This window comes from Enterococcus sp. DIV0800, from assembly GCF_050559735.1.
Taxonomy (GTDB): Bacteria; Bacillota; Bacilli; order Lactobacillales; family Enterococcaceae; genus Enterococcus_A; species Enterococcus_A devriesei.
Window position 1 is genome coordinate 916,699 of the sequence record NZ_CP187898.1, and the last position, 15,772, is coordinate 932,470.

General features: G+C 40.4%; 13 protein-coding genes and 1 tRNA gene. 12 read left to right on the top strand and 2 right to left on the bottom strand.

Going from position 1 to position 15,772, the window contains the following annotated elements:
- Positions 1-144 precede the first annotated feature (144 nt).
- The 3 genes from IGI54_RS04390 to IGI54_RS04400 all read left to right on the top strand — a co-directional run bounded on the left by IGI54_RS04390 (position 145) and on the right by IGI54_RS04400 (position 2,783).
- Positions 145-579, top strand: a complete 435-nt coding sequence (locus tag IGI54_RS04390) for a DUF1934 domain-containing protein (RefSeq protein ID WP_071861092.1) — start codon at positions 145-147, stop codon at positions 577-579.
- A gap of 73 nt (positions 580-652) precedes the next feature.
- The gene (gene rpoE / locus IGI54_RS04395; protein WP_071861093.1) at positions 653-1,261 is read left to right on the top strand and encodes a DNA-directed RNA polymerase subunit delta; all 609 of its coding nucleotides are present in this window, start codon (positions 653-655) and stop codon (positions 1,259-1,261) included.
- Between the two features lie 262 nt (positions 1,262-1,523).
- The gene (locus IGI54_RS04400; protein ID WP_216428713.1) at positions 1,524-2,783 is read left to right on the top strand and encodes a cytochrome P450; all 1,260 of its coding nucleotides are present in this window, start codon (positions 1,524-1,526) and stop codon (positions 2,781-2,783) included.
- A gap of 209 nt (positions 2,784-2,992) precedes the next feature.
- On the opposite strand, the gene IGI54_RS04405 is transcribed toward IGI54_RS04400, so the two are convergent.
- Positions 2,993-3,064 (bottom strand) — tRNA-Arg (locus IGI54_RS04405).
- A 51-nt stretch (positions 3,065-3,115) separates the two neighbouring features.
- Between IGI54_RS04405 and rpoN the strand changes: the two genes are divergently transcribed.
- The 7 genes from rpoN (at position 3,116) to IGI54_RS04440 (ending at position 11,350) form a co-directional block, all read left to right on the top strand.
- On the top strand, positions 3,116-4,417 hold the full coding sequence (gene rpoN, locus IGI54_RS04410) for an RNA polymerase factor sigma-54 (RefSeq protein WP_430621259.1): 1,302 nt from the start codon (positions 3,116-3,118) through the stop codon (positions 4,415-4,417).
- A 172-nt stretch (positions 4,418-4,589) separates the two neighbouring features.
- Positions 4,590-5,633 (top strand): sugar-binding transcriptional regulator, encoded by a 1,044-nt coding sequence (locus IGI54_RS04415; RefSeq protein WP_071861106.1) that lies wholly within the window; start codon positions 4,590-4,592, stop codon positions 5,631-5,633.
- Positions 5,634-5,668: 35 nt separating this feature from the next.
- Positions 5,669-6,670 carry a type I glyceraldehyde-3-phosphate dehydrogenase gene (gap, locus tag IGI54_RS04420; protein WP_071861107.1) on the top strand — a complete coding sequence of 334 codons (1,002 nt, stop codon included), beginning with the start codon at positions 5,669-5,671 and terminating at the stop codon, positions 6,668-6,670.
- 232 nt (positions 6,671-6,902) lie between these two features.
- Positions 6,903-8,093 carry a phosphoglycerate kinase gene (locus IGI54_RS04425; RefSeq protein WP_216428718.1) on the top strand — a complete coding sequence of 397 codons (1,191 nt, stop codon included), beginning with the start codon at positions 6,903-6,905 and terminating at the stop codon, positions 8,091-8,093.
- Between the two features lie 238 nt (positions 8,094-8,331).
- On the top strand, positions 8,332-9,087 hold the full coding sequence (tpiA, locus tag IGI54_RS04430; protein ID WP_071861109.1) for a triose-phosphate isomerase: 756 nt from the start codon (positions 8,332-8,334) through the stop codon (positions 9,085-9,087).
- Positions 9,088-9,196: 109 nt separating this feature from the next.
- Positions 9,197-10,510, top strand: a complete 1,314-nt coding sequence (gene eno / locus IGI54_RS04435; RefSeq protein ID WP_071861110.1) for a phosphopyruvate hydratase — start codon at positions 9,197-9,199, stop codon at positions 10,508-10,510.
- A 171-nt stretch (positions 10,511-10,681) separates the two neighbouring features.
- Positions 10,682-11,350, top strand: coding sequence for a DUF998 domain-containing protein (locus IGI54_RS04440; RefSeq protein ID WP_430621260.1), 669 nt, complete (start codon positions 10,682-10,684; stop codon positions 11,348-11,350).
- A 93-nt stretch (positions 11,351-11,443) separates the two neighbouring features.
- On the opposite strand, the gene IGI54_RS04445 is transcribed toward IGI54_RS04440, so the two are convergent.
- Positions 11,444-13,063, bottom strand: coding sequence for a SulP family inorganic anion transporter (locus IGI54_RS04445; RefSeq protein WP_430621261.1), 1,620 nt, complete (start codon positions 13,061-13,063; stop codon positions 11,444-11,446).
- 256 nt (positions 13,064-13,319) lie between these two features.
- On the opposite strand from IGI54_RS04445, the gene IGI54_RS04450 reads away from it, so the two are divergent.
- Positions 13,320-13,769 carry a YueI family protein gene (locus IGI54_RS04450; protein ID WP_071861113.1) on the top strand — a complete coding sequence of 150 codons (450 nt, stop codon included), beginning with the start codon at positions 13,320-13,322 and terminating at the stop codon, positions 13,767-13,769.
- Positions 13,770-14,015: 246 nt separating this feature from the next.
- Positions 14,016-15,626, top strand: coding sequence for a CTP synthase (locus IGI54_RS04455; RefSeq protein WP_430621262.1), 1,611 nt, complete (start codon positions 14,016-14,018; stop codon positions 15,624-15,626).
- Positions 15,627-15,772: the final 146 nt, after the last annotated feature.

Sequence of the window (15,772 nt, forward strand, 5' to 3'; positions counted from 1 at the left end):
AGTAGTTGACAAAAGTGACAAAACCGACAAAAATAAATGTTGGAAGGATTTTAATCCGACTTAAGTAACAGATAATTATAATTTTAAATTCATTTATCAGATCGAAAATGAATTCAACGACAATGAAGAAAGGGTGGAAGCTCTGTGAATATCAAAGAAGGCATTCCCGCAAATATCAAAGTCCAAACAAAGGTGATGCAAAATAACGAAACAGAAGATTTTGTATTTGATCTTCCCGGTCAAGTCGTCAAAATGGGCGACACCTTATACATTCGTTACAAGGAAATCCAGCCAGATGGTCAAGAAATTCCGGTGACAGTCAAAGTGACACCAGATTCGCAAGTCCAATTGATTCGCTCCGGCGATGCTAGAATGCGGATGCGCTTTGCCTATCGGGAAAAAATGGAAACGAGTTATAAAACACCTTATGGCATGTTTATGATCACAACCTACGCGCAAAATCTCCATGTCAGCCTAAAGGATCGGCCTTTTTCCGGCATTATTACGATCGATTATTCCTTATACATGAAGGAAGAAAAAGTCGGCGACTATCACATGGTATTAGAATTTACTACCTAAGTATAAGAAAGGTTTGCTTTTTAGCTTTTGTTTTTGTATGATAAGGAGTAGACTTTGAAAGGACGTGTCATACTTGGAACTTAGTATTTTTGATGGTTTGAACAAAGATGAATTGTCAATGATTGAAGTGGCGCACGCAATTCTGGAAGATCGTGGAGAAGTAATGGATTTTTCTGATCTAGTCAATCAAATCCAAAACTATCTTGGCAAATCAGACAGTGAGATTCGTGATGCATTAGCTCAATTTTATACCGATTTGAATATTGATGGAAGTTTTATTTCTCTTGGTGATAATCGCTGGGGATTACGTTCATGGTACGCAATCGACTCGATCGATGAAGAAGTGAACCATGGCTTAGAAGATGAAGAAGAAGACAAACCGCGTCGTAAGAAACGTAAGAAAGTCAACGCCTTTATCAATGATGATGAAGATGCTATCGACTACAACGACGATGATCCTGAAGATACCGATCTGTTAGCAGACGATGATGAGGATGAAATCGACGATGACGATGATGACGACGATGATGAAATCGCAGCATACAACTCTGATTTACAAGAAATCGGAGCGGATGCAAACGAGGATGACGAAGAAGTTGTCCCTGGTGGAATCGAAGATGATCTAAGCGTGATTGATGATGACGACGATGATTTTGATGACGATGAGGATGAAGAAGAGTAGATCAATATGATCTACTCTTTTTTTGTTTTCCATCACATGAGTTAGCATAACAGTGGGAGTCGCATCTGTAATGAAGTTTCAATTTTTTTAAACTTAAAAGTAGATCCTTTATAGCAACTAGTTTTTAATAGCTAGCTGATAGATCGAAAAGACTTTTTTCGATAACATGACCCAGCCTGATCATTTTCAAGCGTTTAATTTTGTTCTTTTGAAAAAAACACGTTAGTATAATTTTAGAGAGAATAATTGAAGGGTGGTTACTATGGAAAAAGTACCTGAAATAAAAATCAAATTAACCGATGTCACAGAACGTTTAGATGAAGGATATCTGCTTCTTTCGAAACTTCGCGAAGAGGCTGAGGCACCGGTGGTAAAAGCGCGCCTATTGAATAAAGAAGTTATTGCCGTCTACGGGAAAGATGCGGCCCAAAAGTTTTATGATTCACGAAATTTTAAACGGGAAGGGGCAATGCCAAAACTTGTATTGAAAACATTATTTGGCGAGGATGGTGTACAAACATTAGATGGCAAATCCCATGAGAAACGCAAAACGATTTTTATGGACTTGATGACGCCAAAACGCATGGAGGATTATCATCGCATTTTGGATCGAACATTAACCAAACGAATGGATCAAGAACATGGCGAGTTTCAGTTATTCGATGTAGCCAAAGATGTTCTGTTCCGCTCAATTTGTGAATGGTCCGGAATTGATTTGACTCAGATGAGTCAAACAGAAATCGATCGTTTGGCGGAATATCAAATTTCGATGATTAGCTCGGCAGTAACCAATCCGAAAACTCACGTCAAGGGAATCGAGAATCGCAAGAAATCTGAAAAATGGGCGCAGTCATTGATTGAAGAAGCCCGCACACATCCTGTTGCAGGCAAAGAAGAGGTCGCGTTGTATGCTTTCGCCTCAGCTACCGACGACGAGGGTGAATTGTTGCCAATCGATGTAGCGGCAGTCGAGTTGTTGAATGTGATTCGGCCAACGGTGGCTTTAACAGTTTGGATTGCATTAATGGGGCATGCGCTCTTTAGTCGCCCAGATATTTATCAACGACTGCATGCGGAATTTGATCAACTGCAAGATTCCTTTATCCAAGAAATGCGCCGCTATTATCCTTTCTTTCCGATGCTGCCGGCCTTTGCTATTCAAGACGTCGAAATCGATGGCTACTTGATTCCTAAAGACAGCTGGGTGGTCTTAGATCTCTATGGGACGAACCATGATAAGCGCACGATTGAAACACCAGAAGTATTTCGAATCTCCCGCTATTTAGGCAAAGAAAAGCATATCTCTTACGATGAAGAGTACGAAATGATTGCCCAAGGCGGCGGAAAATTCGAAGCGATGCATCGCTGTGCGGGTGAATGGATCACACTACATGCATTACGGGTCTTTTCCGACCAACTAGTGAATAAGTACCAGTTTACAGTCCCAGAGCAAGATTGGGAGATTCCACTGAATCAGTTTCCGACATTTCCAAAAAGCAAAGCAGTTTTAGTAAAAAAATAATTATTAAAAAAATACTTTTCACCATCTAAGTCATTGTTGATGGTGAAAAGTATTTTACTTATCTTTGTGTTAGGCTAATGTAAATTGATTAGTATCATTTAAAAACGTATAATAGGAACTACAATGATTTTGAGTGCGATTATTTTAACGAATGACGAAAAAAACACGGCTCATCACAATTGAGCCGTGTTTCAAAAGTAATATAACAATGCGCCCTGAGGGAATCGAACCCCCGTCTCAAGAACCGGAATCTTACGTGATATCCACTACACTAAGGGCGCAGCACGTTTATTAGTTTAGCATATAATTTTAAAAAAACAAGGGGAAAATATATGAAGTTTCAACAAGGCTATTCGCAAAAACAACAACAGACCCAAAAATTGGCGATGACACAGGAATTACAACAAGCCATTCAGATATTACAATTTAATACCGAAGAGCTGCAAGACTACGTTGAAACAGTCTCATTGGAGAATCCGCTGTTTGAAGTCGTTGCGCCAAAGATCCAGAGTGACTTGATGCAAATGAGCGGCAGCGCACCTAAGAATGATTCATTTATGCAAATCGCGGATCATTCAGTCTCGTTGTTTGAGCATTTGATCAATCAGATTCATTTGAACTATCGGGATACCTTCATTCGTGAAATCATGCTGGCCTTAGTCGAATATGTCGATGTCAATGGCTATTTAAAAGTGGATGAAGTGGAGATTAAGGAAGAACTGCAAGCAAGTGACATCCAATACTTGGATGCTTTGACGCTTTTGCAGCAATTAGATCCACCAGGCGTTGGGGCCAGAGATTTGCAGGAGTGCTTGATGCTGCAAACGGAGCAAGATGATTTTGCACCGGAACTTGCTTATCTTCTATTAGAAGAGGCCTTTGATAAAATCGCTAAACGAAAATTTGAACAGCTGGCGAAGGAATATCAAATCAGTCTGGTGCAGATTCAGCAGATTATGGATTACATTAGGACGTTAAATCCATTTCCTGGAGCAAGTTTTGGTGAACAAGAGTCAAACTTTATCATTCCCGATCTAACCTTAATTCGTGAAGAAGATCATCTGGAAGTTCTATCAAATAAACGCGGACAATTGCGACTGAATTTTCAAGAAAATTATTTTAAACGGTTGAAAGAGCAGGCAGATGAGGAAACCAAAGTTTATTTGAAAGAAAAGTTGCAGCAATTTGAATGGTTAAGTAAGACACTGGGACAACGGAAAGATACGATCCTAGAAGTGGGCAAGATCATCGTTCAACATCAATCGGCTTTTTTTGAGGATAAACAAGGTGCCTTGAAACCATTGATGTTGAAAGATGTTGCCAAACAATTGGACGTCCATGAATCAACTATTAGTCGCGCGGTCAATGGAAAATATATTGAAACCGACTTCGGCGTCTTTGAGCTGCGAGGCTTTTTTGTCAATAAAGTAAACGATGACGACACCTCAGCCGATGAAGTAAAGCAATTGATCGCGACGTTAGTTAAAGAAGAAGATAAACGCAAACCGTTATCGGATCAAAAAATTGTCGAACTACTTGCTGAAAAGGAGCAAAAAATTTCGCGGCGTACGGTTGCGAAATATCGAGACGCGCTGAAAATTCCCAGTTCATCGAAAAGAAAACGTTTCGATTAAGCCAAGTGAAAAATCTTGGCTTTTTCCTTGCGTAGAAGGCTTAAAACTGGTACACTTTGTCATGTAAGAAATTCGTATTTAAAAAAATAAATTGACTTTCTTACTTTTTTTTAGAATTCATGGGTCGCTAAAAGTCTATGAGGGACTACTTAAGTCCAACGGAGGAATTCCTTTGTTAAGTGAATTAAGAGTACTTGAAGCAATCGCCCCTGATGTGTTAGAGGTTGTCAAAAAAAGATACCGCGTCATGCAGAATATTTTTTGGATGCAACCAATCGGTCGAAGAAACTTAGCTGATTCATTAGGTTTAACTGAGCGGGTCTTGCGCAGTGAAACGGATTATCTTAGAGATCAGCGTTTGATTGATGCGACAAAGAGCGGCATGTTATTAACTGAAAAAGGTACGGAACTGTTGCAGCATTTAGAACTTTTGATGGAACAGTTTACGGGTATGGATCAGTTAGAAAAACAACTAGCGGCACTTTTCAACATCGAACGTTGTCTGATTGTTTCTGGAAACAGTGATGAACAGGAAAAAGTAATTGGTGAATTTGGCGAGTTAGTTGATGAGGCATTGCAGCGTCAATTACCGGATGGCCGAAACATTATTGCAGTGATGGGCGGTACCACAATGGCAGAAGTTGCCAGACATGTCAGCCCGTTAGAGACAGCGAAACGTCACAATCTTTTTGTTCCAGCTCGAGGTGGTATTGGGGAAGCAGTATCGATCCAAGCCAACTCAGTGAGTGCCTTGATGGCGGCTAATGCTCATGGCGAGCATCGTGCCCTTTATGTGCCAGAGCAATTAAGTGAAGAAGCCTATCATACACTGCTGAAAGAACCTTCGATCAGAAGCGTCTTGGCGATGATCAAAGAGGCCAATTGTGTGGTTCACAGTATCGGTCGTGCTGTCCATATGGCAGCCAGACGTAAGATGTCAGAAGAAGAGATCGTTCGTCTGAAACAAAAAAATGCTGTTGCAGAATCTTTTGGCTACTTTTTCGACGAACATGGAGCGATCGTCCATAAAGTGCCACGCATCGGATTATCATTAGAAGATATCCAGAAGATGCCAACGGTTCTAGCTGTAGCTGGTGGGAAAAGCAAAGTTAAAGCAATCACCGCCTATATGAAAAATGCTCCAAAACAAACGTGGCTCATTACTGATGAAGCCGCCGCAAATGAGATTTTAAAAGGGACATCCCCTTTAAAATAAATATATTTTTTGATTCCATAAGGAGGAAATCTTAAATGACAGTAAAAGTTGGAATTAACGGATTTGGACGTATCGGACGCTTAGCATTCCGCCGTATCCAAGATGTAGAAGGATTGGAAGTTGTAGCTATCAACGACTTAACAGACGCTAAAATGTTGGCTCACTTGTTAAAATATGATACAACTCAAGGTCGCTTTAACGGAACTGTTGAAGTTCACGAAGGTTCATTCAACGTGAACGGCAAAGAAGTAAAAGTTCTTGCTAACCGCAACCCTGAAGAATTACCATGGGGAGACCTAGGAGTAGATATCGTATTAGAATGTACTGGATTCTTCACTTCTAAAGCAGCTGCTGAAAAACATTTAACAGCTGGTGCTAAACGTGTTGTTATCTCAGCTCCTGGTGGTAACGATGTTCCAACAATCGTTTACAACACTAACCATGAAACTTTAACTGGTGACGAAACAGTTATCTCTGGTGCTTCATGTACTACTAACTGTTTAGCTCCTATGGCTAAAACTTTAAATGACGAATTTGGTGTTGTTGAAGGTTTAATGACAACTATCCACGCTTACACTGGTGACCAAATGACTCTTGATGGACCTCACCCTAAAGGCGACTTCCGTCGTGCGCGTGCTGCTGCAGCAAACATCGTGCCTAACTCAACTGGTGCTGCTAAAGCAATCGGTCTAGTTATCCCTGACTTAAACGGTAAATTAGACGGAGCTGCTCAACGTGTTCCTGTTGCAACTGGTTCATTAACTGAATTAGTTACTGTATTAAACAAAAAAGTTACTGTTGATGAAGTAAATGCTGCTATGAAAGCTGCATCTAACGAATCATTCGGTTACAACACTGACGAAATCGTTTCTTCAGATATCGTAGGCATGACTTACGGTTCATTATTTGACGAAACTCAAACTAAAGTAATGACAGTTGGCGACCAACAATTAGTTAAAACTGTTTCTTGGTACGATAACGAAATGTCTTACACTGCACAATTAGTTCGTACTTTAGAATACTTCGCTAAACTTTAAGATTTAGTTTAAACGAAAACAACATTGTCTGAACAAGGCGGGGAAGCGACGCGCTTCTCCGTTTTTTTGTTAGAACAGAAATATATAGCTGGACACAGAGAGGGCTTTTGAAGTTTTATTGGTTTCTGGCTTGACGAACTAGCTGTTCTATAAAAGTTTATCATTGGCTCTTTCCTTGAAAAGAGTTGTATAATGAAGAAGATTTAAAAAAATTAATCGGAGGTTTTCTTTCATGGCAAAAATGACTGTTAAAGATCTTGACTTGAAAGACAAGAAGGTTTTAGTTCGTGTGGACTTCAACGTTCCTGTTAAAGATGGCGTGATCACGGATGACACTCGTATTAAAGCGGCGTTACCAACTATCAACTACATTTTAGAACAAGGCGGCAAAGCAATTTTGTTTTCTCACTTAGGTCGTGTGAAAACAGAAGAAGACAAAGCAGGCAAATCATTAAAACCTGTAGCTGAACGTTTAAGCGAATTACTAGGCAAAAACGTGACATTCGTTCCTGAAACTCGTGGTTCTGAATTGGAATCAGCAATTGCTGACATGAAAGACGGCGATGTCGTTGTCTTTGAAAATACTCGTTTTGAAGATATCGACGGTAAAAAAGAAAGCGGCAATGACGCTGAACTTGGTAAATACTGGGCTTCATTAGGCGATGTATTCGTCAATGACGCATTCGGTACAGCACACCGTGCCCACGCTTCTAACGTAGGAATCGCTTCTACTGGTATCCCAACAGTAGCTGGCTTCTTAATGGAAAAAGAAATCAAATTCATCGGCGAAGCTGTTGAAGAACCTAAACGTCCTATGATTGCAATCTTAGGTGGCGCGAAAGTTTCTGATAAAATCGGCGTAATCAAAAACTTAATTCCTAAAGCAGACAAAATCTTGATCGGTGGCGGAATGACGTATACATTCTACAAAGCTAAAGGCATGGAAATCGGCAACTCATTAGTAGAAGCTGACAAAGTGGAATTAGCAAAAGAATTGATCGAAGCTGCTGGCGACAAATTAGTTTTACCAGTAGACTCAATCACAGCGGCTGAATTCTCAAATGACGTTCCAACAGAAGAACATACTGGTGATGTTCCTGAAGGACAAATGGGTCTTGATATTGGACCAGAATCAATCGCTTTATTCGCTCAAACATTAGAAGGCGCGAAAACAGTTGTTTGGAACGGACCTATGGGTGTGTTCGAAATGAGTAACTTTGCTCGCGGAACAATCGGTGTTTGTGAAGCAATCGCTAACCTTAAAGATGCAACAACCATCATCGGTGGTGGCGACTCTGCAGCAGCAGCTGAACAATTAGGCTTTGCTGACAAGTTTACTCACATCTCAACAGGTGGCGGTGCCAGCCTTGAATTGCTAGAAGGTAAAGAATTACCAGGATTAGCTGCAATCAACGATAAATAAGAAAAGTTTTTGAGCTTGAGTAGCTCTTGAACAATAAGACTAAAATTTTGATAAACTGCTTCTCAAGTTTCTCGAAATTTTCGCTTATTGCTGATAGAGCTAGCTCAATAAACTAGACAATAGAAAAGTTTTTGAGCTCTAACAGCTCTTAAACCATAAAACCTAAACTAATACCAAGTGTTGAAGGAGCTCACTCTTAAGTGGGTTCCTGAGCTTGAAAAAAAGGGAGTTCATTTAAATGCGTAAACCAATTATTGCTGGTAACTGGAAAATGAATTTAACTGCATCAGAAGCAAAAGATTTTGCTGAAGCAGTAAAAAACAACATTCCTGCAAATGATAAAGTAGATTCAGTGATTGGATCACCTGCTTTATTTTTACAAGAATTAGTTGAAGCAGCAAAAGGCACAGAACTAAAAATCTCTGCTCAAAACTGCTACTGGGAAAATGCTGGAGCCTTCACTGGTGAAACTTCACCTGCAGCTTTAGCTGATCTTGGTGTGGATTATGTCATCATCGGCCATTCAGAACGCCGTGAATACTTCCACGAAACAGACGAAGAAATCAACAAAAAAGCGAAAGCAATCTTTGCTAACGGCATGTTGCCAATTCTTTGCTGTGGTGAGTCTTTGGAAACTTATGAAGCTGGAAAAACAGCTGAATGGATCAAAGGACAAATCGAAGCTGGCTTAGCTGATTTATCTGCTGAACAAGTTTCAAGCATGGTTATTGCTTATGAACCAATTTGGGCGATCGGTACTGGTAAATCTGCTGACGCACAAATCGCTGACGAAATCTGTGGTGTTGTTCGTTCAACTGTCGAAGGGATCTACGGCAAAGAAGTTTCTGACGCTGTTCGTATCCAATACGGTGGTTCTGTAAAACCAGAAAACATCGCTGAATACATGGCGAAAGAAAACGTTGATGGTGCTTTAGTTGGCGGAGCTAGCTTGAAAGCAGATTCATTCTTAGCGTTATTAGAAGGCGCTAAATAATTTCAGAAAATCGCGGCTTTTGTTTGCAACTGCCAACGATTTTCATTACTATTGGTTATAAGGGTTTGTACCCCTATTTACAAAAACAAATTTAAAGGAGAGACAAAACATGTCAATTATCTCAGACGTTTACGCACGCGAAGTCCTAGACTCACGTGGTAACCCAACAATCGAAGTAGAAGTTTATACAGAAGACGGCGCATTCGGCCGCGGTATGGTTCCTTCAGGTGCTTCAACCGGTGAATACGAAGCCGTTGAATTACGTGATGGCGACAAAGCTCGTTACGGCGGTAAAGGTGTTACTAAAGCAGTTGATAATGTAAACAACGTTATCGCTGAAGCAATCATTGGCTACGACGTACGCGACCAAGCTGCAATCGATGCTGCAATGATCGAATTAGATGGCACTCCTAACAAAGGTAAATTAGGCGCCAACGCTATTCTTGGTGTTTCAATTGCCGTTGCTCGTGCAGCTGCTGACTTCTTAGAAATCCCATTGTACAACTACCTTGGCGGATTCAATACAAAAGTTTTGCCTACTCCTATGATGAATATCATCAATGGTGGATCACATGCTGATAACTCTATCGACTTCCAAGAATTTATGATCATGCCTGTTGGCGCTCCTACATTCAAAGAAGCTTTACGTTATGGCGCAGAAGTATTCCACGCTTTAGCTGCAATCTTGAAATCTAAAGGATTAGCAACTTCAGTTGGTGACGAAGGCGGATTTGCTCCTAACCTTGGTTCTAACGAAGAAGGTTTCGAAGTAATTATCGAAGCTATCGAAAAAGCTGGCTATGTACCTGGTAAAGACATCGTTCTTGCTATGGACGCTGCTTCTTCAGAATTCTACGATAAAGAAAAAGGTGTTTACGTTTTAGCTGACTCAGGCGAAGGCGAAAAAACAACTGAAGAAATGATCGCATTCTACGAAGAATTAGTTGCTAAATACCCAATTATCTCAATCGAAGACGGCTTAGACGAAAACGACTGGGAAGGTACTAAGAAATTAACTGAAGCTTTAGGAGATAAAGTTCAATTAGTTGGTGACGACTTGTTCGTTACAAACACTGAAAAATTAGCTAAAGCAATTGATATGGGCGTTGATAACTCAATCCTTATCAAAGTTAACCAAATCGGTACTTTAACAGAAACTTTCAATGCTATCGAAATGGCTAAAGAAGCTGGCTACACTGCAGTTGTATCTCACCGTTCTGGTGAAACAGAAGATTCAACAATCTCTGATATCGCTGTTGCAACAAACGCTGGCCAAATCAAAACTGGTTCTCTTTCACGTACTGACCGGATTGCTAAATACAATCAATTATTACGTATCGAAGACCAATTGGGTGATGTTGCAGAATACAAAGGAATCAAATCTTTCTACAACTTAAAAAACAACCCATTCATCGCTAAATAATTAAATCTGACTTTTTAAGATCTGATTTAAGTTAGTGTAAAAAAAGTCCCGCTATCCATTTGGTTAGTGGGACTTTTTTATTGATAGAAGCTGTCAAAAGGATCGATTTTTTTCCCTGTCGCGGCCTTCAATGCTAGTATGGAGTTAGGAAGTATAAAGGAGTTGGTTCGTGTGAATATCCTAAAGCGTTACGGCTTTTATTTTTTATTGGTAGGTGTTATCAGCGATTTTTTGACGCCATATGTTTTAGGTATTTTTTATCCCCAGTTGGATCAAATGACGAGTGTGATGAGTTTATTTGGGGATGTGGATAGTCCAGTTCGCCAAGCGTTTCTGATTTGGTCAGTTGTGGCAGGTTGCTTTTATGTGCTAGCGTTGCCAGCACTTTATTCAGCCTTTAAGCCAGCGTCCCATGGGCTAGCAGGACTGGCAGTGCTGGCGATTGGCGCTTATGGAATCGGGGATTGTATTTTTACCGGATTGTTCAGCGTGGATTCTGCGGATGCGCAGTGGAATTTTTCTACTTGGGTCCATAATATTGGTTCTGGCATCGGTTATGCCGGTTTTTTGCTGTTTCCATTGATTTTATTCATTTTATATCGTATGAAAAGTGATAAACAAATGAGTCGGCGGTATCTTATTTTATTTTGTTTAAGCATCGCTGTCGCTGCTATTTATGGCTTGGCTCGACTGCCGCAATTGAATCAATTTGCAGTCTTTAAACAGCTGGGCTTTTGGCAACGTTTGAGTTTCATTTTTAATTATTTACCAATCGTTTATTTAGCGATGACCCAATTAAAGAATCGTAAAAGCGTCAAGAGATCAATCAAAAATATTTAGGACTAGGCTCGTTCGTTTCTTATAAGGCGAATATTTGGTCACAAATAAAAGCAGGAATACGGCAGCAACTCTTGTCTGCCGTATTCCTGCTTTTTAAAATGTCTGGTGAATCTCATGTAGCGCATGGGCAACAGTTGGATGCTGGATAGGGGAGTGTTCGCGTTTTTCCCATAAGCGGTTAAATTGTTTTTCGACTTCTGGCTGCATCGAAGTAAAAATCAACTTTTGCTGGTTTAAAGTAGCGATAGAAAAGTAATCATTGAAACTATCCAAAGCGGTCAAGTCGATACTAGGAACACCGCGCAGTGAAAAAATCAGACCTTCTTTGTCGATGACTTGGTCTAATGTCTTTTTCAATTGATTGGCGGACATAAAAAAGAGTGGACCTGTAATATAGATCACTGCCCAGTCAGAACCGACAGGAGACTCAGGCAGATCCATCCGTTTCCAATCAATATCCTCAGTTACTATCGAAATTCGGGCACTTTTAGCGATGAAAAAGATGCAACTGCAAATGACCCCGATCACGATCGCGATACTTAAGTCAAAGATGATTGTGCTGAACATCGTCACAGAAAACAAAAGTAAGGCGGAACGGTTTTTTTCATGGATCATGGCTTTGATCGTTGCCCATTCATGCATCCGCCAGCTAGTGATGAGTAACACGCTGGCCAACGCCGCCATCGGGATTTGTGACATGATCGGGGCGAAGAGGATCATTGATAAAAACAGAAATAGTGCATGAAAAATACCAGCTAAACGTGTTTGTGCGCCTGATTTGATAGCGACACTGGTTCTCGCGATAGCTGCCGTTGCGGGGATACCACCGAAAAAAGGTAAAATGATATTGCCGATTCCTTGAGCAATTAATTCCTGATTGCTGTCAAGGTCTTTTCCGGTCATTCGTCCGGCAGAGGCCCCACATAATAGACTCTCAATCATTCCCAACATCGCAATGCTAATTGACGGTAAAAGTAATTGCTTGATAGAAGATAGGCTAAGGGCAGATAGTTGCAGGCGTTCACCAGTTAATAAAGAAGTTGGAATTGTGCCGACTTTCGCCACTGGAAATTGAAAAATAATGGTTGCGAAAGTTGCAAGAATAATAGCAACGAGCGAAGCTGGCAAAATTTGATTCCATTTTTTGGGATAAAGGAGAAGGATCAATAAAATAATGATTCCTAATGCTAGGGTCGGAAAATCAGGAGAAAAACCATCTTTATAGCTTATTAACTTAGCTAAGGCATTTTCACCAGTAGAACTCGTGCCAAAAAAGTTATCGATTTGCCCTAAAGCAATAATAATGGCAATTCCCGAGGTGAAGCCGGTAATCACTGGTGAGGGGATGAAAGAAGTCAAACTACCCAATTTCAATAGTCCGGCAAAAAGTAAAATCAACCCTGCGATAAACGTCGCTAGTAAGACCCCCGCTAACCCTTGAGTCGCGATGATTCCTGTTAATATGGCAGCCATTGCACCGGTTGGTCCAGAAATTTGATAAAAGCCGCCAGAAAGACTAACAATCACTACCCCTGCAATGATCGCTGTGATCATTCCTGCGGCAGCGTCTGCTCCACTAGAAACACCAAAAGCCAGAGCTAAAGGGAGGGCAACTGCGGCAACAGTCAATCCCGCTAGTAAATCTTTTTGTAGCTTGCCTTTTGAATAATGAAGAAACTCTTGTTTTAACATTTTTTTGTAACGCTTGATCATAAAACACTCCTTTTAGAAAACACGACAAAAGCCCGTTGATCAACGGGCTTTTAATAAAAGACAGTTTTCATATTTTTTAACTATCTTTAACTATAAAGTAGATAGAATAAAAGTACAATGGTTTTCTTAAGGCTTTTTGCAGCTCGACATATTCGTCAAATGTAGTATTTAGTAGCTGATTACAAGGAATCAGCATTTTCAGCGTACTTTTGTTATACTAGAATCAATCGAAACAATGGATAAGGAAGTGAATAAAATGGCAAAAGATGAGTTGCAGCAGCATATGGATAAGGGACGGTATGGAACGCCGCAAGTCAATCCAGATGAGCAAAGAAAATATTTAGGAACTTTTCGTGAACGGTGCTTTTTGAGCATGACCGTCAAAGAGATGGGAAATCCTACCGATCGAGACCACCTGCTGACAGAAATTCAAAAATACCCAGAAGGCAAGCTGTTGATCAATGGAGAAGTTCCCGAGACGCTGCAAAGCACCTTTATCGCGCTGGCTTCTAAGAACTCGGTGGATTTTACGATTGTCAATGACGCGACAGTGGATTCTGAAGATAGCATCGGTTTGTTATTAGTGACAGATCATGCGGTGAATGAAGAGATCATTGATATCGAAAAAAAATACCCGCCTAAAACAGATGATGAAACTGCCGATCCGAAAGAAAAGAAAAGCTTTTTTGGTAAGCTATTTGATTAAGGAAAATTAAGCAACCAAGAATTACTGTTGACATTTTTCCAAAGACTCGGTATTATACTGCTTGGGCACCCTTTTAGTAAGGGTCAGTGTTTAGTGAATTCAAAGCTCCCTATCAAAAAAGATAGGGAGCTTTCTTTTTGTTTGGTTCTACGGACGTATCTTTCAAAAAAGAGAAGTCGGTTTTGCCTTTCAGATTCTTTTTGCTAGACGTTTCCTGCAAATTAGTATGAAGGAGTTTTTTCATTTATGACAAAGTATATTTTTGTAACTGGCGGCGTAGTTTCATCAATCGGCAAGGGAATCGTGGCAGCATCATTAGGTCGTTTGCTTAAAAATCGGGGATTGAAAGTGACTATCCAAAAATTCGATCCGTATATCAATGTCGATCCAGGTACGATGAGTCCATACCAACACGGTGAAGTTTTTGTAACAGATGATGGTGCTGAAACGGACTTGGACTTAGGTCACTATGAACGTTTTATCGATATCAACTTGAATCAATACTCCAACGTAACGACAGGAAAAATCTATTCAGAAGTGATTCGTAAAGAACGCAAGGGCGAATACTTAGGTGCGACAGTCCAAGTAATCCCACACATCACCAATGAGATCAAATCAAAAATTATGCGCGCGGCAAAGATGACCGATTCAGATGTCATCATTACTGAAGTTGGCGGTACCGTAGGGGATATTGAATCCTTGCCATTCTTAGAAGCTTTGCGTCAAATGAAAGCTGAAGTCGGTGCGGACAACGTGATGTACATCCATACAACGTTGATTCCTTACCTTAAAGCAGCGGGGGAAATGAAAACTAAGCCAACGCAACACAGCGTTAAAGAGTTACGCGGTTTGGGGATTCAACCAAACATTTTAGTCGTTCGGACAGAACAGCCTGTTTCTCAAAGTACCAAAAATAAATTAGCACAATTCTGTGATGTCGCTCCAGAAGCGGTTATCGAATCTCGCGACGTGGAAACACTTTACTCGATACCATTGGCCCTACAAGCTCAAGGCATGGATCAAATTGTTTGTGATCATTTGAAATTAGATGTGCCAGAAGCGGATATGACTGAATGGCGCGCATTAGAAGAAAAAGTCTTGAACCTTAAGAAAAAGGTCAAAATTGCTTTAGTCGGTAAATATGTAGAATTACCAGATGCGTATATCTCAGTGGTAGAAGCATTGAAACATTCCGGTTTTGCATTTGATTCAGACATCGAGATCAACTGGATTCAATCACAAGATGTCACTCGTGAAAATGTTGCGGAAAAATTAGCGGATGCTGATGGTATCTTAGTTCCTGGTGGCTTTGGTGATCGCGGGATCGAAGGGAAAATTGAAGCCATTCGCTATGCTCGTGAAAACGACGTACCATTCTTAGGAATCTGTCTAGGCATGCAAATGGCCTGTGTTGAATTTGGTCGCAACGTTGCTGGACTTGAAGATGCGAACTCAGCGGAAACTGTTCCAGATACGACCAATAATATTATTGACTTGATGGCTGATCAAGAGAATATCGAAAACTTAGGGGGAACCTTGCGTCTTGGTTTATACCCATGTAAGTTGAAAAAGGGCAGCAAAACGGCTGCGGCATATGACAATGAAGAAGTGATTCAAGAACGTCATCGTCATCGCTATGAGTTCAACAACCAATATCGTCAATTGTTTGAAGATAAAGGCTTGGTCTTCTCAGGTGTTTCTCCTGACAATCGTCTAGTCGAGATCGTTGAAATCCCTGAAAACAAATTCTTCGTGGGTTGCCAATTCCACCCAGAATTAATCTCACGGCCGAACCGTCCTCAACCATTGATCAAAGCGTTCGTTGGAGCATCATTAGAAAACAAAGAAGCAAAATAAGCATAACTATAACTGGAAGGTGGTCGCACTTTCCAGTTTTTTTATATAGCAGGATTAACTACGTCTGAAATTTTTCTTCTTTTTTCATGAAAAATGCTTTACTTCTTGCAATAGCAGTAAATAAAACCAAAAAAGTTGAAATGTAA